The sequence below is a fragment of the Roseivivax halotolerans genome, assembly GCF_900115815.1.
GTDB lineage: Bacteria > Pseudomonadota > Alphaproteobacteria > Rhodobacterales > Rhodobacteraceae > Roseivivax > Roseivivax halotolerans.
Window position 1 is genome coordinate 168,556 of the sequence record NZ_FOXV01000007.1, and the last position, 21,233, is coordinate 189,788.

Annotated in this window: 25 protein-coding genes; 4 read left to right on the top strand and 21 right to left on the bottom strand. The window is 64.5% G+C overall.

Annotation, left to right across the window (positions count from 1 at the left end; translation table 11 throughout):
- Positions 1 to 4 precede the first annotated feature (4 nt).
- Complete coding sequence (locus tag BM171_RS11490) at positions 5 to 994, top strand: glutathione S-transferase family protein (protein ID WP_093012168.1); 990 nt, start codon at positions 5 to 7, stop codon at positions 992 to 994.
- A 60-nt stretch (positions 995 to 1,054) separates the two neighbouring features.
- Positions 1,055 to 2,227, top strand: a complete 1,173-nt coding sequence (locus BM171_RS11495; protein ID WP_245760241.1) for a lytic murein transglycosylase — start codon at positions 1,055 to 1,057, stop codon at positions 2,225 to 2,227.
- A 115-nt stretch (positions 2,228 to 2,342) separates the two neighbouring features.
- On the opposite strand, the gene smc is transcribed toward BM171_RS11495, so the two are convergent.
- Positions 2,343 to 5,798 (bottom strand): chromosome segregation protein SMC, encoded by a 3,456-nt coding sequence (smc, locus tag BM171_RS11500; protein ID WP_093012373.1) that lies wholly within the window; start codon positions 5,796 to 5,798, stop codon positions 2,343 to 2,345.
- Between the two features lie 203 nt (positions 5,799 to 6,001).
- Here smc and BM171_RS11505 point away from each other — a divergent pair, with 203 nt between their 5' ends.
- Positions 6,002 to 6,463: a GNAT family N-acetyltransferase gene (locus tag BM171_RS11505; protein WP_093012376.1), complete on the top strand. Its 462-nt coding sequence runs from the start codon at positions 6,002 to 6,004 to the stop codon at positions 6,461 to 6,463.
- On the opposite strand, the gene BM171_RS11510 is transcribed toward BM171_RS11505, so the two are convergent.
- The 5 genes from BM171_RS11510 to BM171_RS11530 all read right to left on the bottom strand — a co-directional run bounded on the left by BM171_RS11510 (position 6,444) and on the right by BM171_RS11530 (position 9,726).
- Entirely contained in the window at positions 6,444 to 6,854 is a 411-nt protein-coding gene (locus tag BM171_RS11510; RefSeq protein WP_093012171.1) for a hypothetical protein, read from the bottom strand. The two genes, BM171_RS11505 and BM171_RS11510, sit on opposite strands and share 20 nt — an antisense overlap.
- 35 nt (positions 6,855 to 6,889) lie before the next feature.
- Positions 6,890 to 7,657, bottom strand: coding sequence for an HpcH/HpaI aldolase family protein (locus BM171_RS11515; RefSeq protein WP_093012174.1), 768 nt, complete (start codon positions 7,655 to 7,657; stop codon positions 6,890 to 6,892).
- 32 nt (positions 7,658 to 7,689) lie between these two features.
- Complete coding sequence (locus BM171_RS11520) at positions 7,690 to 7,890, bottom strand: hypothetical protein (RefSeq protein WP_093012177.1); 201 nt, start codon at positions 7,888 to 7,890, stop codon at positions 7,690 to 7,692.
- Positions 7,890 to 8,699, bottom strand: a complete 810-nt coding sequence (locus tag BM171_RS11525; protein WP_093012180.1) for a division plane positioning ATPase MipZ — start codon at positions 8,697 to 8,699, stop codon at positions 7,890 to 7,892. Before BM171_RS11525 ends, BM171_RS11520 begins: the two co-directional genes overlap by 1 nt.
- A 109-nt stretch (positions 8,700 to 8,808) precedes the next feature.
- A complete protein-coding gene (locus BM171_RS11530; RefSeq protein ID WP_093012183.1) occupies positions 8,809 to 9,726 on the bottom strand; it encodes an endonuclease/exonuclease/phosphatase family protein in 918 nt (305 codons plus the stop codon).
- A gap of 90 nt (positions 9,727 to 9,816) precedes the next feature.
- Between BM171_RS11530 and BM171_RS11535 the strand changes: the two genes are divergently transcribed.
- Entirely contained in the window at positions 9,817 to 11,304 is a 1,488-nt protein-coding gene (locus BM171_RS11535; RefSeq protein WP_093012186.1) for a DUF2252 domain-containing protein, read from the top strand.
- On the opposite strand, the gene BM171_RS11540 is transcribed toward BM171_RS11535, so the two are convergent.
- The 15 genes from BM171_RS11540 to ffh form a co-directional block, all read right to left on the bottom strand.
- Positions 11,295 to 11,870, bottom strand: a complete 576-nt coding sequence (locus BM171_RS11540) for a hypothetical protein (protein ID WP_093012189.1) — start codon at positions 11,868 to 11,870, stop codon at positions 11,295 to 11,297. The two genes, BM171_RS11535 and BM171_RS11540, sit on opposite strands and share 10 nt — an antisense overlap.
- Before the next feature lie 142 nt (positions 11,871 to 12,012).
- The gene (gene rpmE, locus BM171_RS11545; RefSeq protein WP_093012192.1) at positions 12,013 to 12,234 is read right to left on the bottom strand and encodes a 50S ribosomal protein L31; all 222 of its coding nucleotides are present in this window, start codon (positions 12,232 to 12,234) and stop codon (positions 12,013 to 12,015) included.
- On the bottom strand, positions 12,231 to 12,638 hold the full coding sequence (gene rplS / locus BM171_RS11550) for a 50S ribosomal protein L19 (protein ID WP_093012195.1): 408 nt from the start codon (positions 12,636 to 12,638) through the stop codon (positions 12,231 to 12,233). The genes rpmE and rplS overlap by 4 nt, the downstream gene beginning before the upstream one ends.
- 52 nt (positions 12,639 to 12,690) lie before the next feature.
- Positions 12,691 to 13,494, bottom strand: a complete 804-nt coding sequence (gene trmD, locus BM171_RS11555; RefSeq protein ID WP_093012198.1) for a tRNA (guanosine(37)-N1)-methyltransferase TrmD — start codon at positions 13,492 to 13,494, stop codon at positions 12,691 to 12,693.
- A 71-nt stretch (positions 13,495 to 13,565) separates the two neighbouring features.
- Positions 13,566 to 14,597, bottom strand: a complete 1,032-nt coding sequence (locus tag BM171_RS11560) for a hypothetical protein (RefSeq protein ID WP_093012201.1) — start codon at positions 14,595 to 14,597, stop codon at positions 13,566 to 13,568.
- Positions 14,598 to 14,776: 179 nt separating this feature from the next.
- A complete protein-coding gene (gene rimM, locus BM171_RS11565) occupies positions 14,777 to 15,283 on the bottom strand; it encodes a ribosome maturation factor RimM (protein ID WP_245760242.1) in 507 nt (168 codons plus the stop codon).
- A gap of 75 nt (positions 15,284 to 15,358) precedes the next feature.
- Positions 15,359 to 16,129 carry a MipA/OmpV family protein gene (locus BM171_RS11570; RefSeq protein ID WP_093012207.1) on the bottom strand — a complete coding sequence of 257 codons (771 nt, stop codon included), beginning with the start codon at positions 16,127 to 16,129 and terminating at the stop codon, positions 15,359 to 15,361.
- Between the two features lie 166 nt (positions 16,130 to 16,295).
- On the bottom strand, positions 16,296 to 16,673 hold the full coding sequence (gene rpsP, locus BM171_RS11575) for a 30S ribosomal protein S16 (protein WP_093012210.1): 378 nt from the start codon (positions 16,671 to 16,673) through the stop codon (positions 16,296 to 16,298).
- A gap of 47 nt (positions 16,674 to 16,720) precedes the next feature.
- Complete coding sequence (locus BM171_RS11580) at positions 16,721 to 17,029, bottom strand: chorismate mutase (RefSeq protein WP_245760243.1); 309 nt, start codon at positions 17,027 to 17,029, stop codon at positions 16,721 to 16,723.
- The gene (locus tag BM171_RS19210) at positions 17,022 to 17,621 is read right to left on the bottom strand and encodes a GNAT family N-acetyltransferase (protein ID WP_093012216.1); all 600 of its coding nucleotides are present in this window, start codon (positions 17,619 to 17,621) and stop codon (positions 17,022 to 17,024) included. The genes BM171_RS11580 and BM171_RS19210 overlap by 8 nt, the downstream gene beginning before the upstream one ends.
- Complete coding sequence (locus tag BM171_RS11590) at positions 17,618 to 18,148, bottom strand: GNAT family N-acetyltransferase (RefSeq protein ID WP_093012219.1); 531 nt, start codon at positions 18,146 to 18,148, stop codon at positions 17,618 to 17,620. Before BM171_RS11590 ends, BM171_RS19210 begins: the two co-directional genes overlap by 4 nt.
- Positions 18,145 to 18,660, bottom strand: coding sequence for a GNAT family N-acetyltransferase (locus BM171_RS11595; protein ID WP_093012222.1), 516 nt, complete (start codon positions 18,658 to 18,660; stop codon positions 18,145 to 18,147). Before BM171_RS11595 ends, BM171_RS11590 begins: the two co-directional genes overlap by 4 nt.
- On the bottom strand, positions 18,657 to 19,187 hold the full coding sequence (locus BM171_RS11600; RefSeq protein WP_093012225.1) for a GNAT family N-acetyltransferase: 531 nt from the start codon (positions 19,185 to 19,187) through the stop codon (positions 18,657 to 18,659). Before BM171_RS11600 ends, BM171_RS11595 begins: the two co-directional genes overlap by 4 nt.
- The gene (locus tag BM171_RS11605) at positions 19,184 to 19,720 is read right to left on the bottom strand and encodes a GNAT family N-acetyltransferase (protein WP_093012228.1); all 537 of its coding nucleotides are present in this window, start codon (positions 19,718 to 19,720) and stop codon (positions 19,184 to 19,186) included. The genes BM171_RS11600 and BM171_RS11605 overlap by 4 nt, the downstream gene beginning before the upstream one ends.
- Complete coding sequence (gene ffh / locus BM171_RS11610; RefSeq protein ID WP_093012231.1) at positions 19,721 to 21,226, bottom strand: signal recognition particle protein; 1,506 nt, start codon at positions 21,224 to 21,226, stop codon at positions 19,721 to 19,723.
- Positions 21,227 to 21,233 lie beyond the last annotated feature (7 nt).

A 21,233-nucleotide genomic window follows, 5' to 3' on the forward strand; every position in this document is an offset into this window, starting at 1 on the left:
AGACATGGGAAAGCTTGTCGACGGCGAATGGTTCGATCAGGGGCACGACACATCGAAGACGGGTGGTAAATTCGTCCGTTCGGAGACCGCGTTCCGCAACTGGATCACCGCAGATGGCAGCCCCGGGCCTTCGGGCGAGGGCGGCTTCAAGGCGGAAAGTGGCCGCTACCATCTATATGTCAGTTATGCCTGCCCCTGGGCGCATCGCGCGCTCGTCTTTCGCGCTCTGAAAGGTCTCGAAGATCATATCGGCGTCTCGGTCGTGCATCCCGACATGTTGTCCGACGGCTGGACCTTCGATCAGGATTTCAACGAGGCGACTGGCGACCGGCTCTACGATCTGCCTTTTGCACGGGATATTTATCTCAAAGCGGACCCGAAGATGACGGGCCGCGTGACGGTTCCGATCCTGTGGGACAAGGAGCGCGAGACCGTCGTTTCCAACGAGTCAGCCGAGATCATCCGTATGTTCAATTCGGCCTTCGACGAGATCACCGGGAACACGAACGATTATTGGCCGGAAGAGCTCCGTGACGCGATCGAGCCCGTGAATGCGCGGATCTACGATACGGTCAACAACGGTGTCTACAAGTCAGGCTTTGCCACGACGCAGGAGGCCTATGACGACGCCGTTCATCCGCTCTTCGAAAGCCTCGACTGGATCGAGGAGAGGCTTGGCGAGAACCGATACCTCATGGGCGATCGGATCACCGAGGCAGACTGGCGGCTTTTCACCACGCTCATTCGCTTCGACAAGGTTTATCACGGGCACTTCAAGTGCAATCGCAATCGGATCGTCGATTATCCGCACATGTGGGGATATCTTCGCGAGCTGTATCAGTGGCCTGGCGTGGCGGAGACCGTGCATTTCGATCACATCGTGCGCCACTATCACTACAGCCATGAATCGGTGAACCCGTATCGCATCATCCCGATCGGCCCCGCGCTCGATCTCATGGCGCCGCATGGTCGGGAGTCCCTCAAGGAAGCATGAGCCGCTTTTGCCCCGCGGGATCGGGTGGTAGATGTCGCGGGAATGATGAAGAGGACGCTCATGTTTCGTGCGATCGCCTGCACCGTAACCATTGCGGCTGGACCGGCCTTGGCTCAAACGCCTTGCGGCGGGCCGTTCGGGGGTTTCGTAGAAGCGCTTTCGGCCGAGGCAGTGGAGCGCGGGCAGAAGCCCGATACGGTCGACGCGTTTTTTGACGGGATCAGGCAAGACCAGTCGGTGCTCGATGCCGATCGCCGTCAGGGGATTTTCCAGGCACCATTCATCGACTTCTCGCGCCGGCTCATCAGCTCGGATCGTCTCGAACGCGGACGGTCGCTTGGGCGCGACTATGCCACGACGTTCGAGGCGATCGAGGCGGAATACGGTGTGCCGCGTGGCATATTGCTCGCGTTCTGGGCCTTCGAGACGGATTACGGAAGCTTCCAAGGCGACTACAATACCGCGAACGCGCTGGTAACGCTCGCCCACGATTGCCGCCGCCCGGAGCTGTTCCGTCCCCAGGTCTTCGCCGCGCTTGAACTATTCGCGCAGGACGCGTTCGATCCAGATACCACGACCGGAGCCTGGGCGGGCGAGATCGGCATGGTACAGATGCTGCCCGAGGACATTCTGACAAATGGTATAGACGCGGATGGTGACGGGCGCGTGTCGCTCAAGACCTCGCCGCGCGATGCATTGTTTTCGGGCGCTGCGATGCTGGCGGACCTCGGATGGCGGGCGGGCGAGCCGTGGCTCGAAGAGGTCGAGATGCCCACCGAGTTCGACTGGTATGAAACGGGCCTCGAGACCCGTAAGCCCGCGTCCGACTGGGCTGCGCTCGGCGTCACCGCGCGGGATGGCGAGATCGATGCGCCGGATCTTCCAGCGTCGATCCTCTTGCCGCAGGGCAAGGATGGCCCGGCCTTTCTCGCCTATCCGAACTTTCCGGTGCTTTTTGAGTGGAACCAGAGTTTCACCTACGTTTTGACGGCCGCCTATTTCGCGACGCGCCTCGAAGGCGCTCAGATCTATGACGCCGGCAACCCCGAGCCGGGGCTGAACGGCGCGCAGATGGTCCGGCTGCAGGAGGCATTGCAGGCGCGCGGGTACGATGTGGGCGGCGCGGACGGAATCCTGGGCTCTGGCACACGCGCCGCGGTGCGCGATGTGCAGCGAGAGTTGGGTCTGCCAGCGGATGCCTGGCCGACCTCGGAGCTGTTGGAGCGGCTTTAACCACGTTCCACGGACGCGATTTACGGAATTTCAGGCTGCACGCTATTTTGTAAGTAATCGACAGATGCGCTTTCGGGTGACCACCTCAAGAAAGACAAAGCCGCGCTGAAAGCCCTCAGGCCACCATCTTCTCGGCCTTCTTGAGGTCCACGGATACGAGCTGGCTCACGCCCTGCTCCTGCATCGTCACACCGAACAATCGGTCCATCCGCGCCATCGTCACCGCGTGGTGCGTAATGATGAGGAAGCGTGTCTCGGTGCGGCGGCACATCTCGTCGAGCATGTCGCAGAACCGGGTGACGTTGGCATCGTCGAGCGGCGCGTCCACCTCGTCGAGCACGCAGATGGGGGCAGGATTCGCGAGGAAGACAGCAAAGATCAGCGCGAGCGCGGTCAGCGTCTGTTCGCCCCCCGACAGAAGCGACAGGGTCGAGAGCTTCTTGCCCGGCGGTTGGCACATGATCTCGAGACCGGCCTCGAGCGGATCGTCACTCTCGACCATGACGAGGTTGGCCTCGCCACCGTTGAAGAGGTGGGTGAACAGCATCGAGAAATTGGCGTTTACCTGCTCGAAGGCGGTCAAGAGCCGCTCTCGGCCCTCGCGGTTGAGAGAGGCGATGCTGGAGCGCAGGGTCTTTACCGCTTCCTCGAGATCCTGCTTCTCGGACGAGAGCGTGTCGTGTTCGGTCTGAACCTCGCGGGCATCCTCTTCGGCGCGCAGGTTCACCGCGCCGAGCGCGTCGCGCTGGCGTTTGAGAGCGTTGACCTGCGTATCGATGTCTTGCGCCGTGGGAATGGCATCGGGATCGACGCCAAGCTTCTCGAGAAGGTTTTGAGGGGTTGTTTCCTGCTCTTCGCTGACGCGTTCGGCGGCAGCGCTGACAGCTTCGCGGGCGGAATCCGCTCGCGCTTCGGCTGCCGCGCGGGATTCGCGTGCCTCTGAGGCGGTGCGCTCGGCATCGCGCTCCGCTGCGACCAGCTCGCGGAGCGACGTTTCGGCATCGGCAAGCGCGTCGGCAGCTTTCTTGCGGCGCACTTCCGCATCCTCGATGGAGCGGCTCAGCTTGTCGTGCTGTTCCTCAAGTTGGGCGGGAATTCCCTGCGCCGCGGCCAGCTCGCTCTCGGCCTGTTCCTTGCGGGTCGTAAGCTCCGCGCTGCGGCCCTTCGCGGTCTCCAGTCGGTGCCGCCATCCCGACAGCTCTTTCGTCACTTGCTGGCTGCGCGCCTTGCGGGCGTCGCCCTCGCGCCGAAGCTCTTCATGTGCGGAGCGCTTGGCCATCATCGTCATGCGCGCGGCTTCAACGGTGAGCTTGATATCCTCGACCTCGGCGCGCGCCGCGTCGAGATCGCCAAGCTCGGCCACCGCGCGTTCGGCCTCGACGACCTGTTTGCGGGCGGCGCTCGCCTCGTCGGCGTAGCGGGTGACGGAAAGCCGCGCGCTTTCGAGCCGGCCTTCGGCCATGTCGCGGTCCGCCTCGGCGCGGCTCACGGCGCGAGACGCCTCTGTCACGGCCTGGTCGGCTGCGCGGCGTGCCTCGCGCGCGTCCTTGTCGGCACGGGCAAGGTCGGTGAGGCGGGTCTGCAGAGCCTCGTGCGCTTGCCGAGCCCCGGCGACCCGCGCCTCCGAATGCGCCATGTCCTGTTTCAGCGCCTCGAGGCGGTTCAGCTGTTCGAGGCGCAACGCCGCAGCCGACGGCATATCCTCCGCCCAGGCCCGGTAGCCATCCCAGCGCCAGAGATCACCCTCACGACTGACGAGCCGCTGGCCGGGCAAGAGCCGTGGCTGCAAGGCGTCACCCTCATCGGCGTCGACCAGTCCGATCTGGCTCATGCGGCGTTCGAGGACGGACGGGACCGAGACGTGCTGGGTGAGGGCCGTCACGCCGCTCGGCAGCGCTTGCGCGGCGTCGTAGGCGGGCAGCACGGTCCAGCCGGACGGCCCGTCCGCGTCGACTTCGGGCGCGCGCAGATCGTCGGCGAGCGCGGCGCCGAGCGCCTTCTCGAACCCTTGTTCGACCTGAAGCCGGTCGAGGATCTGCCCGCCTTCGGCGGTGTCGCGGTCGAGAAGGCGGGCAAGCGCCGTGACCTCCGCGCTGAGCGCGTTGAGCTCGCCTTCGGCAGAAGAGCGTTCGCTGCGCGCCTCGGCCTCGCGGGCCTGGGTGTCCGCGCGCGCGGTCTCGGCCTCCGACAGCACGGTTTCGGCGCGCCGCGCCGTCGCCTGTGCGTCGGTCAAGCGGGTCTCGGCCTCTGTCCGCGTCTCGCTGGCGGCCGCGAGTTTCGCCTCAGCGTCTGAAACGATCCCGCGCGCCTTGACGGCCTCGGCTTCGTTGCGTTCGAGCGTCTTACGCGTGTCGGCAAGATAGCGATGGGCCGATTGGTGACGCGCGGACAGACGCGCCACATCCTCGGTGCGCGTTGAAAGAAGATCCTCGCGCTCCTGCAGGATCGTGGCCGCCTCACTGGCCTCGCTTGCTGCACTCGACAGCCGATCCTCGTGGCCCTCGCCCGCCTTGGCGAGCTCGCGCGCTTCCCATTCGAGCCGCTCGATCGTCTCGCCCGCATCGCGGTTGAGGCCGGTCTCGCGTTCGATATCGCGGGCAAGCTGCTCGATACGGCCGGTCAGAGTGCGGATCGTGTCCTCGGCGCGGGCCTTCTCGTCTTTGAGCGTGTCGCGCTCCACCGTCAGGCGCTGCAGGATCGCGGCCGCAACGGCTTCTTCCTCGCGAAGGGGCGGCAGTGCGCTCTCCTGTGCCTCGCGCGTCTTTCCGGCCTCGCGCGCGGCGGTCTCGGCGCGGGCGGCCTCGGTCAGCTTTCCGCGCAGCACCTCCTCCGCGCTGGCACGCGCGGCGTCGGCATCCTTCCAGCGCCGGTAGAGGAGGAGCCCCTCTGCATGGCGCAGATCCTCGCCGATGGCGCGATAGCGCGCCGCCTGTTTGGCTTGCCGCGCAAGGCTCGAGAGCTGACTGGCCAGCCCTTCGATCACATCGTCGACGCGGGTGAGGTTCGCCTCGGTGTTCTTCAGCTTGAGTTCCGCCTCGTGGCGGCGCTGGTAGAGGCCGGCGATCCCTGCCGCGTCCTCGAGGATCCGCCGTCGGGCCTTGGGCTTGGCGTTGATCAGCTCGGAAATCTGGCCCTGACGAACGAGCGCGGGCGATTGCGACCCCGTCGCGGCATCGGCGAAGAGCATCTGCACATCCCGCGCGCGGGTATCCTTGCCGTTGGCCTTGTAGGCCGAGCCGACATCGCGCGTGATGCGGCGCACGATCTCGATCTGGTCCTGGTCGTTGAAGCCGGAGGGGGCGAGCCGGTCGGAATTGTCGATCTGAAGCACGACCTCGGCGAAATTTCGGGCCGGGCGGGAGGCGGCGCCTGCGAAGATCACATCTTCCATTCCGCCGCCGCGCATCGCGGTCGGGCGGTTCTCGCCCATGACCCAACGCAGCGCTTCGAGCAGATTAGACTTGCCGCAGCCATTGGGGCCCACCACGCCTGTCAGACCCTCGGCAATGACGAGGTCCGTGGGGTCGACGAAGCTTTTGAAGCCTGTGAGTTTCAGTTTCGAAAAGCGCACGTTCTGGAGGCTCCCGATTCCGCGGTTGAGGGAAAGCGTGCGAAGACGGCTGTCTTGAGTCAAACAAATTGCGCCGTATATCGGGTTTGCAGCGCCTTTATCCACAAGATATCGCGTAAAAGGCGAGATATTGCCGGCTTGACGCAAGGGCCCGCCGGCCTTGTGGTATGTCGCATAACGCTGACATCTGGCCGGAGCCCGTCATGGAAATCGTCATCGCGCACCCTTCCGATCCAAGCGTTGCGACCGTCCTTCGGCAAAGCCACGCGTTGATGCAGGCGCTCTTCCCGCCCGAACATAACAGCTTTCTCGATCTCGACGCGCTGGCCGCCCCCGGCATCACGCTATGGGCGGCACGCGACTACAGCCGGGTTCTCGGCACCGTCGCGCTGATGCGCTGCGACGGATATGGCGAGGTGAAATCGCTCTTTGTGACCGAGGCCGCACGAGGCACCGGGCTGGCGCGCCGGCTTCTGGAGCACCTTGAAGGCGCAGCGGCGGGCGAGGGCATCGGGCTTCTTCGGCTCGAGACCGGAAATCTTCTGGACGCAGCCGCCCGGCTTTACACCCGGGTAGGCTATGTCCGGCGTGGCCCGTTCGGTGAATACAGGGAGAACGGCACTTCGGTCTTCTACGAAAAACCGCTCATCCGCGTGTGCAGTTGAGGGAGATGTCGCTGGAGACGAGGGCATCGGTGATGGCACGCGATGCGGTGATAGCGTGGCACGACCAGTTCTTGGTGCGCGGCATCTTGGGCGGAGGCGGGCCACCCGGACAATCGAGCGCCATCACCATCACCGCCTGATCGCCCATGATCCATGCGACATCGCAGCCAGTTCGCGCCTCGGCGGCGCGTCCGGCCTTGGTGGCGACCATCTGAAAACGCGGCATCATTTCGGGTGAGATCCGCTGCGCCTCGATCAGCGGCCCGGTTTGACGGAAGAGGAAAGCGCTGCCATCCTGGCTCACCCGTTCGGGCTCGATACCTGCAAAGCCCGGCCCACCGGTGTTGCAGGCGGCGAGAATGAAGAGAAGAAGGGCGAGCAGCCAGCGCATTCGGCAAGGCTACCGCGCGCTGTCCTAACGCTGTGTTAACTCGCGCGCCATTTCGCGGACAAGGCGCTGAGGCCGCGCGAGAGGAAGGTCACATCCGATCCGACGGCCACGAATTGCGCGCCCGCATCGAAATGGCCCTCGATTGCGTCTTCGGAGAAATCGATGATCCCGGCAGCCTTGCCCGAAGCGGCGATCCGCCCAAGCGTTTCGGCGACCACTTTACGCATCTCCGGCGCATCGGCGCGGCCCGGAAAGCCCAGATCCGCCGAGAGATCGGCGGGTCCGACAAAGACACCGTCCACGCCTTCGACCTCGAGGATCTCGTCCAGTGCCTCGAGCGCCGCGCCTGTCTCGATCTGCACGATCAGGCACATCTCGTCATTCGCGGTCGCTGCATAGTCGGGGGTGCGTCCGAAATTCGTCGCTCTCGCCAGCGCGCCGCCCATCCCGCGGATACCTTCGGGCGGATAGCGCATGGCACGGACGAGGGCGCGCGCCTCGGCAGCTGAATTGACCATAGGGATCAGCAAGGATTGCACGCCGGTGTCGAGCACCTGCTTGATGAGCCAGGACTCCCCCATCGGAAGGCGCACGACCGGGTGCGTATGCGGTTCGATCACCTGCACCTGGCGCACGATCGCGGCGAGGTCGTTCGGCGAATGCTCTCCGTCGATCAGAACCCAGTCGAAGCCGGAGCGCGCGACGATCTCGGAAGCATAGGGATCCGCGAGACCCATCCAGAGACCGATTTGCCGCTGCCCCTGTGCGAGCGCGTCCTTGAACGGATTCTTCGGTGCGGACATATGTTCGGTCTTTCGCAAAACGGACCCGCGCGTCAGCGCCGGCCCCAGAGTTTCCAGGCCGACCAGATCGCGGTGCCGAGGAAGAAGACGCCCGCGATACCGAAAACCTCGAAGAGGGCTGGACCGCGCGGCATTCCGCGCATTGCGACGGCAACGGCGAGAAGGCCAAGTCCGCATAGCGAAAAGCAGAGGCGGAAGATCAGTTCGCCCCGGCTTGGACCCCCGGCTGCCATCAGAAATCCACCTCGACGCCGGGCAGGTTCAGCGTCTTCATCAGGTCGCGCAGCTCCTGCCTGGCGGCGATGTTGGAGATGTTGAGCTGCTTGACCCCGATATCCTTGAGATCGAGCAGCGTCAGCCCGCGCGGGAAGAGTTCGCGGAAGATCACCCGCTCTGAAAAGCCCGGCGCGATGCGGAAGCCGATCCGCTTGGACAGACGCTCGAGCGCCTTTTCCATCTTCTGCTTGTTGACCATTTGCTGCGCGCCGAGCCGGTTGCGGAGCACGACCCAGTCGATCGGCTGAAGCCCGGCCTGCGCCCGAAGCTGTCGGGCATGCCAGACCATCTCCGAATAGACCGAAGGCCCTTCGATCTTCTCGCCGTCCGCGCCGATATGGGCGAGCAGGTCGAAATCGACGAAACTGTCATTGAGCGGCGTCACCAGCGTATCGGCAAGCGAGTGCGCTACCTGGCTCAACCGGGTATGCGAACCCGGACAGTCGATCAGGACAAAATCGCTTTCCGGCTCCAGAACCGCGACCGCGGCCGACAGGCGATGGTCGTAGGCGTTCTCGCCGGGCTGCAGCGTCTCCTTGTCGATCTCGGGCAATTCCATGTAGCGCGGCGAGGGCAAGTCGAGCCCTTCTGCTTCCATGAACGCCTTCCGATTGCGGACGTAGCGGCCAAAGCTCTGCTGCCGCAAATCCAGATCGAGCGTGCCGACGCGAAAGCCCTGCCGCGCGAGCGCGGAGGCGATATGCATCGAGACGGTGGACTTCCCCGCGCCACCCTTCTCGTTCCCGACCACAATGATATGTGCCACGTGGTTCCCCAGATATTCCCCAAAAGTTCTTGGGCGCTACGGTATCTTGGGGGCTGCCACAAGTGAAGGCGTCACGGCATCTGAAGCGGAATCCGCGGCGCGGAAGCCACTACGGAAATGTGAGGTCCGCGACGACGGGATAATGATCGGACGGCCAGTCGCCCGCAAACTTGCGCTGCAGCGTGACCGGCCCGGACACCGCGTTCATGCCGGGGCTGATCGCAATATGATCGATCGCGCCGAAAAGATTGATGCCGAGATCGAAATGATAGGTGGAGCCGGGAACGTCGAGAAATCGCAGCCCTGCCGCTTCGAGCGTCTCGGTTGTTGGGGAGCCGAGGCGGGCATTCAGATCGCCGGTCAGGATCACCGGCTCGCCCCGCTCGAGAAACGGGTCGATGCGGCGCGCCGTCAGCTCGGCCGACAGCATGCGGTTGGACCCGGATGAGTATTCGTAATGCACGTTCATCACGGCAAAGACCGGCCCGCCGTCACGCGACCGGAACCGTGCCCAGGACGCGAAGGCCGGGTAGGATCCGTCGAAGGTGCGGGAATAAATCACGTCAGGCGTGTCTGAAAAGAAGAACCAGCCTTGTTCTACAAGCTCATAGCGCTCGGTCCGGTAAAAGATCGGCTGTGTCGATGGAAAGTCTCGCCAATCGCCGACCGCCGCCGCAGCATAATCTGGGTTTCGCTCCAGGAGGTAGCTGCGTGCGAGGTTCACGTCATCCGAGTTGCCGCCTGCAAAGCTCTCCATCTCCTGAAACGCGACGATATCGGCGTCGAGAGCCTTGAACGCGGCGTCCATCGACGGCGCGCGCGCCTCCCAATCGCCGCGTGACCACGGGCCGTCGGCGCGGTTGTACCAGATGTAATGCACGTTATGCGTGGCGACCCGGTGCGCCCCGTTCTGCTTTGCGGGCAGATCCGGATCGGCGGAGTTTTGGACCTGAAGCGCGCAGGCCACAAGCAGAAGCAGTGCAAGCAAAAGCCCGCCCGCCTTTGCAATCCGTACCAGAAACCACATGGATCGCCGCCTGCCTTTTGCATCTGTTCGGACCCCGATGGCCCAGTGGCGCGTTGAAGTCTTTATAAAGATTTAAAGGACGGGCCCGATATGTCGAACACGGCACCGAAGACATCGCAGCGAAAGAGCGGCACTTCCACGAAAAGCGCGAAGCCTGCGAAGACGACATCCTCTGCCAAAGCGGCTAAGAGCGAAGCGCGCGACCGCGTGCGGCACAAGCAAAAGATCGGCAGCCGTCTCGAAGAATATCGCCGTTTGACGGAGGCCTATGTTGCCTCGCCGATCACGATGCGCCCCAAGGACATCACCGGGCAGGATCGGCGCCACCATGTGCGCGAGACCATCCTCGAGGACCATGCGGTTCGGATCGACCAGCAAGCTTTCGGAACCAAGGAGAAGTTCGACAAGCTCGCCTCCTCGCTCTTCAAGTTCTTCCGCGGCACCTCGCTGCTTTTCCATCGCGACATGCTGGGCGAAGATGCCCGGATGCCGACGGTCTTGGCGCTGGGCGACGTGCATCCCGAGAATTTCGGCGTAATGCCCAATGCTGATAACGTGCCAATCTTTGGCGTGAACGATTTCGACGATGCGATCTACGCGCCGTTCTCGTGGGATCTCAAGCGTGGCACGGCAGGCTTCATGATCGCCGCGGAAGAAGAGGGCGGCTACAAGCGCAAGAAGCAGAAGAAGATCGCGCGCAAATTCCTCAAGGGCTATTTTGACGGCATGGCGCATTTTGCGCGCTACGAGACCGAAAGCAGCGAACAGATGCGCGAGGACAATGCCCCGAAAGTCATCAAGCGCCTGTTCGAGGAAGCCAAGAAGCCGCGCGAAGACTGGCTGTGGGATCGCTATCTCAATGAAACCGGTACGGGCTTCCGTGCCAGCGATGAGCTGACGCCGATCTCGACGCGCTGCGACGAGTTCCAGAAGCTCATCGACAAGCTTGGCAAGCAGAACAACATCGAGGGAACGGGGCGGATCGGCTCACTGAAACTCAAGGATGTCGCGATGCGGCACGGGCAGGGCACCGCGTCGCTCGGGCTGCCGCGCTATTACTGCCTTCTGGAGGGGCCGTTGCAGAACGCGACCGACGACCTGATCGTCGAGTTCAAGAAGGCGCGCCATTCCGCGCTCGACGGGCTGGTGCCGCCGCACGAGTTCGATGCGGGCGCAAAGGGCGACCGGATCGCACACGGCCAGTCCGTCCACCTCGCGAAAGGCGATGTCTTCTATGGCAGCGCCGAGATCGACGGCGAAAGCTTCATGACCCGCGAACGCGCGCCCTTCCGCGAGGATATCGATCTTGACGATTTGTCGAAGAAGTCATGGAAAGCCTACGCCCATGCGTGTGGCTGGGTGTTGGCGCAGGCCCATGCGCGGTCGGACGAGGCGGGCCAGCTCGATTACGATGTCGAGCAAAGCATCCTGGAGGCGGTGATGCCGCAACCGCTCTATATCGAGGACGTGATCCGCAGCGCCGAGGAAGCCGTCGAACGACTGCGCCGGGATCATGTGTTCTACAAGGAAGATCTCGAGAAAGGGGCCTTCGACAACACGCTAAGCCACTATCGCTGAGGAACGGTAATGCCTTTCTCGGCCAGCACGACGTGACGGGGAAGCCAGTCGTAGCGCGCATCCTCTAGGGTTGGTCCCCAATAGAGGACACCGCCCTTGCGCCATGGGTCTATGACGAGACCTTCCTGCATGGTTTCCCCGCGCGCGCTCATGATGAGCGTGGAATGCTCGAGGCGCAGAATGTTACGCGGCGGCGCAACGGCGCGGTGCAGGTCGAGCGTCGCGAAATTCTCTGACCGCATCCGGCGTTCCATGTCCTGCGCCCAGTGCCAGCACAGCCCGCGCGGCTTGAGGCCGGCATTGACCTTGGTGTTGTGAACGACAGGGCTGTCCTCGATCTCGTAAAGAGCGCGCAACTCGAGCGGATAGGTCACGGCGATACGCGCGGCGCGGTCTGCCTCCTCGGGATCGACGTTGGGATCGAGTTCGAGGAAGGCCTGCCGAAGCGCCGCGATCTCGGTGCGCGTAACGTCCGGCGTCTCGGGAATTGGCGCCGCGGCACAGGCGGTCAGAAGCGCGGCTAGGCAGACGAAGAGCGTGGTGCGCAGGTAGGCCAGGATTGTCATGGATGCTCGTATCCCTCACGTCCCGTGTTTTGAGCCCGCTTACCCCGGATTGCCGCATCTGTCGAATGACAGAGCCGGGAGGCCAACGAAAAACGCCGCCCCGACGCGGGAGCGGCGTTCGATCTTGCGGGCTGCGCCGACTTCAGAAGCCGAGGCCCTCGTACTTCTTCTTGAAGCGCGACACGCGGCCGCCCTGGTCCATCAGGCGCGAGGAGCCGCCGGTCCAGGCCGGGTGCACGGTCGGGTCGATGTCGAGGGTCAGCGTATCGCCCTCTGCGCCCCAGACGGTGCGGGTGTCGAAGGTCGTCCCGTCGGTCATCTTGACGGTCACGACGTGATATTCGGGATGAAGGTTCTTTTTCATGTCGAGGATCCTTGCACCGGCTTCTTGCCGTCGCCCTTGAGCACCTTGTAGTTGACGTCTTCCGCGATACGGGCCGACTTGCCGCGGCGCGAGCGCAGGTAGTACAGCTTCGCGCGGCGAACACGGCCACGGCGCACGACCTCGATATGCTCGATATTGGTCGAGTAGAGCGGGAAGATCCGCTCGACGCCTTCGCCGAAGGAAATCTTGCGAACGGTGAACGAGCCTGCGACCCCGTGGCCGTTCTTGCGGCTGATGCAGACGCCTTCGAAGTTCTGCACGCGGGTGCGGGTGCCCTCGGTCACCTTGTAGCCGACGCGAATGGTGTCGCCAGCTTTGAAATCGGGAATCGTCTTCCCGAGCGAGGCGATCTGTTCCGCCTCGAGTTCTGCGATCAGGTCCATTGACCTTACTCCTATGTCGCTTGCGGTTTTTTCCGCAAAGGTGATTGCCGCCTCAGAGCTCTTGGTCTTCGTCCGGGTCCCTATTCTGCGCTCGCAGATAAGCCCGCCAGAGATCAGGTCGTCTTTCCTTGGTCAGCCTTTCGGCCTGCACCCGCTGCCAGTCGGTGATCTTCGCGTGATGTCCCGAAAGAAGAATCTCGGGGATCGCGCGACCGTTCCAGACGGCGGGCTTCGTATACTGCGGGTGCTCCAATAATCCGTGCGAGAAGGATTCCTCCTCGACGGATTCCTGATTCCCGAGCACGCGCGGTATAAGCCTGACGCTCGCATCGATCAAGGCCTGCGCGGCAATCTCTCCGCCGGTGAGCACGAAGTCCCCGAGGCTGACTTCCTCGACCTCGTAGGCATCGATCACGCGCTGGTCGAGTCCTTCGAAACGCCCGCAAATCAGCGTCATGCCCGGCCCCTCGGCGAGCGCCCGAGCACGGGCCTGCGTGAACGGTTTTCCGCGCGGCGAGAGGTAGAGGAGCGGCGCGCCCGGAAGCCGGGACTGCGCCGCGTCGAGCGCCGAGGCCATCACGTCCGGTCGCAGCACCATCCCCGCGCCCCCGCCCGCAGGCGTGTCATCGACGTTGCGGTGTTTGCCGTCGCCGAATTCCCGCAGCGGCACGGTTTCGAGCTGCCACAGCCCGTCCTTCAATGCGCGGCCTGTGAGGGACAGGCCCAACGTGCCGGGAAAGGCTTCGGGAAAAAGCGTGACGACCTGCGCGGTCCAGACGCCTTTCAGCCGCTTCTCGGCCATGAGGTCGCGCGGCTGGAGCGAGGCCTGGATGGATTTGCGGCCGAGTGAGCGCATCTTGGCTGTCCTTGGAGCGGGTTCAGCCGCGTCCCTTACCCGCTTGGCCCCCTCTTGGCAAAGGGCCAGGTTCAGACCGGATCGAAATAATCCTGCGGCTGCGGTGTGCCGATCAGGATGCCCGCCTGAATGTCCCAGGCCCGGCGCGGTCGCGCGACGCTGCCCGAATAACAATCGAACGCGCCCTCGGGGAAGGGCCAGTCTTCTGCGAGTGCGCCAAGCTCGGCTTTTAGCGCCGGCCCCGCATCGACGACCGCGTTTGCCGGATCGAGTCCGATCGTCTTGTTCCTGTACCCGCCCTCGTTCCAGCGCCGGATGGCATGACTCGCGCTTCGAAGGAACAGGGTGTCGCCCGTGGCTTCGGCGTCGGTCAGGAGCCTCTCACGCCCAATGCGCGCGAAGAACAGTGCAACACTCGCCCTGCTGAGCGTCGGTTGCTCAAGGCACCAGAGCGCCGCAGCCCGCAATCCTGGATCTCGAAGATCTCCCTCCGCGATGACCCGGTGCCAGAGGTCCGCGTCCGGCGCGGTCATCAACATGAGGCTCGTTTTCAGGTCCCAGGGGCGCGCCGCGCTATCTGCTAGGTCGAGCGTGGCGCGGTAGGCGTCGCGCGCCTCCTCGAAGGCCTCGCGCCGCTCTGCGAGCGCCGAGATCTGGTCGCGGATGTCCGTGGCGAGCGCTGGATTGCGGAAGGATTGCGCGAGCTTTCCCGCGGCCACGGCATCGGCGAGGGCAAGCGTTTCGAGAACGTGCAGCTCCCGGAGCTGCGTCTCGCTCAACGCCTCGGCGCTGTCGGCCTCCCAAAGATCGACAACCTGCCCGACGATCCGCGACAGCGCGAAATCCATGCTGTCGGGCTCTGCCGGCCCGAACGGCTTGTTATCGGGGCAGTGACGCCGCACCAGCCGCGCCGCCACGCGGGCGCGAAGCTCGTCTGTGTCGGGTATGTCGATGGGCGGCGTATGATGCGCCGCGGCCGTCAGCAGAGTGCCCTCGTCCCGTATGCCTGTATGTTCTTCTTTATCTCGTGTCCGCCGCGTGGCGTGAACAGCAACGAAAGCGAGGAAGATCGCCAGCGACGACACGCCGAACGGTCCGATCATCCCGAGGACGGGACCTTGCACAAAGCCCGGTACGGCAAGTGCCGCCAAGGCAGGTGCCAGAGCAACCGCTGAAAAGATCAATCGTTGCGACATCGTCCCCCTCAGGCCCGATATGTCGAAAAACATATCAACCAAAAGGGGCGGAAACGTGGCGACGATGTGGCGCAGCCGCGAATTCCCTAGTCGAAGATCCCCGCAGGGGGATCGGCGATCAACCGGCCCGCGGCGAGGTCGACCGTTGGCACAGCTTCGCGAGTGAAGGGAAGGAGCGCTGTCTGCGACGATCCCGGCTGCGCGATCTCCAGAAGGTCGGTCGCGCCGTGGTTCAGAACCGCCTTCACATGACCGAGCGACACGCCGCCGGTATCCATGACTTCGAGCCCGATGAGATCGGCATGGTAGAACTCGTCATCGGGAAGCTGCGGCAAGCGCTCACGCGGTGCGTAGAGCCGAACGCTCTTGAGCGCATCGGCGTCTTCCTTGCTGCGAACGCCGGACAGCCGCGCGGCAAAGCCTTGCTTGACCGGCCGCGTGAGCTGGACGTGGAAGCTCTGCGAGCCGTCCTCGCTTTCAAGCGGGCCATAATCGGCGATGGCCTCCGGATCGGCGGTGAAGCTCTTCAAGCGCACTTCACCGTGGACGCCGAAGGCGCCGCCGATCATGCCCACGCAAATCCTGTCGCTCACGCTTTGCCTCGTCTCAGCCATGCTCTCGCGTCTCAATAGCGCGGGCGCGGGCGGAGGTGCAATCGCAGCGAACGATCAGAAGCCGAGTTGGAAGGTCCGGGTCAGGCCGACGCGCGCGCCCCAATCGTCCTCGCGACCGTTCTCGACGATCGGGCTGTCGGCCGCGTCGTTCATGTAGCGGTCCCAGGTCACAGCCGTCTCGACGCCCCAGACATCGTTGATCTGGTAGGTCGCGCCGAATTCCATGCCTGCAGAGACCAGCCCGCCATCCGCGTCATAGGCCGGGTTGAGCACGCTCGCCTCGGAGGAGGACACGCCGAAGTAAGTGTCCGTGTACTCGGAATTGCCGAACAGAACCCGGGGACCGGCGGTCAGGGTCAGTTGATCGCTGGGACGGAGGATCGCATCGGCGCCCGCTTCGGCGACAACGCCGGTATGCCCGCCGAAGCCTTGGCGCACATCTGCGAAGGCCGCGAAGTTGCGCGTCGTGTAACCGACGCCAAGGCCAAGCTCGACCGCCGCGTCGATATCGTCGAGACCGGTCAGCGCATCGTATTCGCTCGCATCGCGCATCCCGATGTAATTGAACGAGCCGCGCAGCCCGAAGCCGAGCTTGTCTGTCCGGGGATCCGGATCGCCGAATTGCAGCGGGCCGATATTGACCGAATTGAAGCCGAAGCCGAGATCGGGCTTCACCTCGTATTCCTCAGCGCCGAAATAGGCCGGGTCGGATGCCACGCCGCCGCGCAGAGTAAAGCTCAGCGCCGGATCGGCAGATTGCGCGGCGAGAGGCGCGGCAAGAAGGGTCGCGGCGAGGGTCGTCGAGGCGAGAAGCAGGCGGGTCATGTAGGCTCCGGATGCGTCGGATGTGGCGTGTTTGATCAAGCCTTATCTCGTCGCGCGCGACATTGCCAGTTTCCGCCGATCCCGTCTGTGTGATGCGCGAAAAGTCGCGACAAAAAAAGCGCGCGGACGGGGCCCGCGCGCTCTTCGTTTCGGGCCGGGCCCGGATTTACTCTTCTGCAGAGGCTTCCTCGGCGGGAGCTTCCGCGGCCGCGGCCTTCTCGGCGCGGGCTGCGGCGCGTTCCTGCGCGGCCTTGCCGGGCGTGCCTTTCTTGGGGTTCGAGCGTTCCTTCTTCTCGACTTCGCCAGCCGCTTCGAGGAAGCGGGAGACACGGTCGGTGGTGACGGCGCCATGCTCGATCCAGTGCTTGGCGCGCTCGACATCCATGATCACGCGGCGCTCGTCGCCCTTGGGCAGAAGCGGGTTGTAGGTGCCGATCTTCTCGATGAAGCGGCCGTCGCGCGGCATACGGCTGTCGGCGACGACGATCGAGTAGTGGGGGCGCTTCTTGGAGCCGCCGCGGGCGAGACGAATTTTGAGAGCCATGGTTTATCTCCTTTGGGCTGTCTTTGATCGGGCCGGTCGCACCGGCCTCAGGATTGGTGCTTTCGGTGGTGCTGGATGACTTCCTGAATGATGAAATTCAGAAAGTTCTTGGCGAATTCGGGATCTAGGTCCGCGTCATGCGCCAAGGTTTCGAGCCGCGCGATCTGTTTTTCTTCCCGCGCGGGATCGGAGGGGGGCAGGCCGTGGCGCGCTTTCAGGACGCCGACGGACTGGGTGTGCTTGAACCGCTCTGCAAGCGTGAAGACGAGGATCGCGTCGAGACGGTCGATCGACTCGCGGTGATGCTTGAGTAGCTCGGCCGCCTGGGCCGCGTCTGTGGCGGATGTCTCAGTCAATGGCCCAGCCTTTCGGTTTGAAGAGAGGGTCGATGTAGTTCTGGATCTCCATCTCGATCCCGTGGGCCAGCTGCGAGCCTTTGAGGGCCGCCGGTTCGGGATGGCGGTAGCAGACATCATGTCCATCGACGCTGGAGGCCGAATGGTCCTTCTTTGCGCCGAGCCGCTCGCAGAGGCGGATGGAATCGAGATCCTTGGGATCGAGGTAGGAGACCGCGCCATCCCAGCCGCGATCCTCGTAGAGATGCCGGCGTACGCGTGCCGTTGCCTCGAGCGCGTAACCGCGGCCCGCGCGGTCCGGCCAGATGATCCAGGCGATCTCGCGCTCTGGCCATTTCGCGGGCTGCCAGCCCCCGGCCATGCCCACGGTCTCGCCGGTCTCGCGCAGGTGGACCATCCACATCCCGAAGCCGCGGATTTGCCAATGGCCGATCTCTGCGGCATAGAGCATCCAGGTCTCATACGGATTGAGCGGCCCGCCCATGAAGCGCGAGCGGTACGAAGCGAAGGTCGCCTTGAAGTCGGGATAATCCTGCGGCTCGGGCGCCCGCAATTCCAGACGGTGGGTGGAGAGGACGGGAATGTCGGTCATGCCGCGCCCTCCTGCTCGAGACGTGCGCGGTCGAAGCGGAAGGCCCGTTCATCCGCGTAGCGGGTCGGAATGGTCTCGTCGGCCACGCCGCCGAGTGCCTCGGCGATCCTGGCCGAGCGCGCGTTGCTTTTATGCACGATGGCAGAGAGCGCGGGCAGGGCAAGCGCCCGGAACGCGTGATCGCGCACGGCGAGACCGGCCTCGCGCGCATAGCCCTGTCCCTCGGCCTCGGGCGTCCAGAGCGTCCAGGTCAGCTCGGGCAGTGCGCCATCGGCCATTTGCATGAGCCCGGCGTGACCGAAACCCTCGTCCTCGCCGCGCAGGCAGATCGCGAAACGGCCGAAACCGCGCATCTGCCAATGTCCGATCATCGAGCAGAAGCGGTTGAACGCATCGACCCGGGAAATCGGCCCGCCGACGAACTCAGCGCGCGGCCCGGTATAGTAGCCCGCATAGGCTTCGAAATCGCCGGCGCGGAGCGGGCGCAGGACCAGCCGGTCGGTATGGAGAAAGACGCGCTCGGTCATGCCGCGCCCTCTTGCAGGGCGGGATGGCGATAGACCCGGGCGAGCTTGCCGCGCAGCATGATATCGTCCTCGCGCACCGCACCGAGACGGATCGCGAGGCGCTGGGAGCGCTCGTTCTCGGGCGCGATAAAGCTCGGCATTTCGGTCAGCCCGAGATGGGTCGCGGCCGCCTTGCGCGCCGTTTCGACGGCCTCAAAGGCGAGCCCCTTGCCTTCGTGCTCTGCCGTGATGCCGTAGCCGAGTTCGGGCTCGGGCCAATCGACCGGGTGAAAGATACCGGCAAAGCCGATGAACGTGTCCGAACCCGCCAGGGTGACATGCCAGATGCCATGACCTCTGAGCCGCCATTGGCCGGCATTGGTAAAGATCGCGCGGCCCGCATCGTGCCGCTCAAGCGGCCCCCCATTCCACGCGCTGCGCGGATCGCGGAAATAGGCGGCCATTTCGCCCAGATCCTCAAGACGCGGCTCTCGCAGGGTCACACGCTCGGTATGGATGACGGGAACGTTCATGCCGCCACCGTCTCGGGGCCGGGATGTCGCCAGAGCTCGTCCTCGCCCATGTTCTCGTTGTGGTAGGTCCGCTCGTAGACCGCGCCGAGCCGCGTTGCGAGACGCTTGGAGCGGTCATTGTCGGGCAGAATGTTCGACGTAAGCGTGGTGAAACCGAGCTCGTCGTAGGCCCAGCGACGCGCGCGGCGTGCCGCCTCGAAGGCGATGCCCCGGCCTTCATAGCCGTCGAAAACCACCCAGCCGAGTTCCGGCTCGGGCCAGGTCTCGGGGAACCAGATGCCGGAAATGCCTGCGGGCGCGGCTGTCTCGCGATCCTCGATCACGAAATAGCCGTAGCCGTGCCAATGCCAGTGGCCGACATTCATTGCGAACCAGCGCCAGGCGTCGCCGCGCTTGGCGATGTGGCCGAAGCCAGCGCTGCGTGCGGGGTCCATGAGGAAGGCCATGACCGCCTCGGCGTCGGATTTCTCCGGGCCGCGCAGGATCAGGCGCTCGGTCTCGAGGCGGGGTGCGGCGGTTAGGCTCATGCGTAAGCCTCCGCACCGCCATCGGTGTCTGGAAGGTGCCGGTAGACGATGGTGTCTTCGGGCGTCTCGCCATCCGGCAAGGCAGCGTCCGCGTCATGGGTCGCGCCGAGGCGTTTCGCGAGCGAGATGGAGCGGGCATTCGCCGGATCGATATAAGAGACGAGGGTCTCGAAGCCCTGATCCCACGCCCAGAGGCTCGCAGCCAGCGCGGCCTCGAACGCGTAGCCCTTGCCCTCTGCCTCGGCGAGGACGGTCCAGCCCAGCTCGACTTCCGGGAAATGCGGCGGCTTCAGAATTCCGACCTGCCCGACGAAGTCGCCATCCTGGGTCTCGATGCCCCAGGCACCGTGGCCCATCAGCTCCCACATCGCGACTTCGGACGCGAGCCAGCGCCAGGCCGCAACGCGCGGCACGGGGCCGCCCATATGCACAGCCCGGTCCGTCCCGAACAGATCGCAGAGCTGCTCGAGGTCGGCCAGGGTGTGGCCGCGCAGGCGCAGGCGCGCCGTGGATATGACCGGGGCCGCCGTCACTTACTTCTTCTTGCCGAAGCCCGACATACCCGGTGGCAGACTGCCGCCGCCCATACCGGGGAAGCCGCCCTTGCCGCCCATCGCCTTCGCGGCCGCTTCGAGCTGCTTGGGATCCATCTTGGACGGGTCCATGCCCTCGGGCATGCCGCCGCCCTTGCCGAACATGCCGGACATGGCTTGTTTGAGCATGCCGCCTTTGCCCATCTTGCCCATCTTCTTCATCATGTCGCCCATCTGGCGCTGCATCTTCAGAAGCTTGTTGAGGTCAGAGACTTCGAGGCCCGACCCTGCCGCGATGCGCTTTTTCCGGGACGCCTGGAGGAGCGCGGGATTGGCGCGTTCCTTCTTCGTCATGGAGTTGATGAGCGCGATCTGCTGCCGCAGGATCGAATCGTCCATGCCGCTCTCGTCGAGCTGCTTGGCCATCTTCGCGGCACCCGGCATCATCTGGAGCATGGCGCCCATGCCGCCCATCTTCTGCATCTGTTCGAGCTGCATCTTGAGGTCGTTCATGTTGAACTGACCTTTCTGAAAGCGCTTCATCATGCGCTCGGCCTGCTCGGCCTCGAGCGTCTGCTGCGCCTTCTCGACGAGAGCGACGATATCGCCCATGCCGAGGATGCGGCCCGCGACGCGCTCGGGCTCGAAGGTTTCGAGCGCGTCCATCTTCTCGCCGAGGCCGACGAACTTGATCGGTTTGCCGGTCACGGCGCGCATCGAAAGCGCCGCACCGCCGCGCCCGTCGCCGTCCATCCGCGTCAGCACCACGCCCGAGATGCCGATGCGTTCGTCGAAATTCTCGGCGGTGTTGACGGCATCCTGGCCGGTCAGGCCGTCCACGACCAGCAGCGTCTCGCGCGGGTTGACCACGTCGCGGACCGCCTCGACCTGCGACATCAGCTCTTCGTCGATCGACAGGCGGCCGGCGGTGTCGAGCATGTAGACGTCATAGCCGCCGAGGCTCGCCTGAGTCTTGGCGCGCTTGGCGATGGCGACGGGATCCTCGCCCTTGACGATGGGCAGCGTGTCGACCCCGATCTGCTTGCCCAGCACTTCAAGCTGTTCCATCGCCGCGGGGCGCTGGACGTCGAGCGAGGCCATCAGGACTCTCTTGCGGTCGCGCTCGGAGAGGCGCTTGGCAAGTTTCGCGGTGGTGGTCGTCTTGCCGCCGCCCTGCAGGCCGACCATCAGGATCGGCGCGGGCGGCGTGCCGATACGCAGCTCTCCGGACTCGTCGCTGTCCCCCGCGAGCACCTGGATCAGCTCGTCGTGGACGATCTTGACGACCTGCTGGCCGGGCGTCACCGATTTCGTCACTGCCGCGCCGGTGGCCTTCTTCTCCACCGACTTGATAAAGTTTCTCGCCACCGGCAACGAGACGTCGGCCTCCAGGAGCGCCACGCGCACCTCGCGCAGCGCCGTCTTGACGTCCTCCTCGCTGAGCGCGCCCTGCTTTGTCAGCCGGTCGAAGACGCCGCCCAGGCGATCTGACAGGTTCTCGAACATGGGCAGA

What these genes read in the sequence shown, in the direction of transcription:
- BM171_RS11535 (WP_093012186.1), top strand. Translation starts at nt 9,817, where the DNA reads ATGTCGAACACGGCACCGAAGACATCGCAGCGAAAGAGCGGCACTTCC.
- BM171_RS11570 (WP_093012207.1), bottom strand. Translation starts at nt 16,129, where the DNA reads ATGACCCGCCTGCTTCTCGCCTCGACGACCCTCGCCGCGACCCTTCTT.
- rpmE (WP_093012192.1), bottom strand. Translation starts at nt 12,234, where the DNA reads ATGAAAAAGAACCTTCATCCCGAATATCACGTCGTGACCGTCAAGATG.
- BM171_RS11595 (WP_093012222.1), bottom strand. Translation starts at nt 18,660, where the DNA reads ATGAACGTTCCCGTCATCCATACCGAGCGTGTGACCCTGCGAGAGCCG.
- BM171_RS11530 (WP_093012183.1), bottom strand. Translation starts at nt 9,726, where the DNA reads ATGTGGTTTCTGGTACGGATTGCAAAGGCGGGCGGGCTTTTGCTTGCA.
- BM171_RS11600 (WP_093012225.1), bottom strand. Translation starts at nt 19,187, where the DNA reads ATGAGCCTAACCGCCGCACCCCGCCTCGAGACCGAGCGCCTGATCCTG.
- BM171_RS11495 (WP_245760241.1), top strand. Translation starts at nt 1,055, where the DNA reads ATGTTTCGTGCGATCGCCTGCACCGTAACCATTGCGGCTGGACCGGCC.
- BM171_RS11540 (WP_093012189.1), bottom strand. Translation starts at nt 11,870, where the DNA reads ATGACAATCCTGGCCTACCTGCGCACCACGCTCTTCGTCTGCCTAGCC.
- BM171_RS11490 (WP_093012168.1), top strand. Translation starts at nt 5, where the DNA reads ATGGGAAAGCTTGTCGACGGCGAATGGTTCGATCAGGGGCACGACACA.
- rplS (WP_093012195.1), bottom strand. Translation starts at nt 12,638, where the DNA reads ATGGACCTGATCGCAGAACTCGAGGCGGAACAGATCGCCTCGCTCGGG.
- ffh (WP_093012231.1), bottom strand. Translation starts at nt 21,226, where the DNA reads ATGTTCGAGAACCTGTCAGATCGCCTGGGCGGCGTCTTCGACCGGCTG.
- BM171_RS11510 (WP_093012171.1), bottom strand. Translation starts at nt 6,854, where the DNA reads ATGCGCTGGCTGCTCGCCCTTCTTCTCTTCATTCTCGCCGCCTGCAAC.
- BM171_RS11515 (WP_093012174.1), bottom strand. Translation starts at nt 7,657, where the DNA reads ATGTCCGCACCGAAGAATCCGTTCAAGGACGCGCTCGCACAGGGGCAG.
- trmD (WP_093012198.1), bottom strand. Translation starts at nt 13,494, where the DNA reads ATGCGCTCACTCGGCCGCAAATCCATCCAGGCCTCGCTCCAGCCGCGC.
- BM171_RS11560 (WP_093012201.1), bottom strand. Translation starts at nt 14,597, where the DNA reads ATGATCGGACCGTTCGGCGTGTCGTCGCTGGCGATCTTCCTCGCTTTC.
- BM171_RS11505 (WP_093012376.1), top strand. Translation starts at nt 6,002, where the DNA reads ATGGAAATCGTCATCGCGCACCCTTCCGATCCAAGCGTTGCGACCGTC.
- BM171_RS11590 (WP_093012219.1), bottom strand. Translation starts at nt 18,148, where the DNA reads ATGACCGAGCGCGTCTTTCTCCATACCGACCGGCTGGTCCTGCGCCCG.
- BM171_RS19210 (WP_093012216.1), bottom strand. Translation starts at nt 17,621, where the DNA reads ATGACCGACATTCCCGTCCTCTCCACCCACCGTCTGGAATTGCGGGCG.
- rpsP (WP_093012210.1), bottom strand. Translation starts at nt 16,673, where the DNA reads ATGGCTCTCAAAATTCGTCTCGCCCGCGGCGGCTCCAAGAAGCGCCCC.
- BM171_RS11520 (WP_093012177.1), bottom strand. Translation starts at nt 7,890, where the DNA reads ATGGCAGCCGGGGGTCCAAGCCGGGGCGAACTGATCTTCCGCCTCTGC.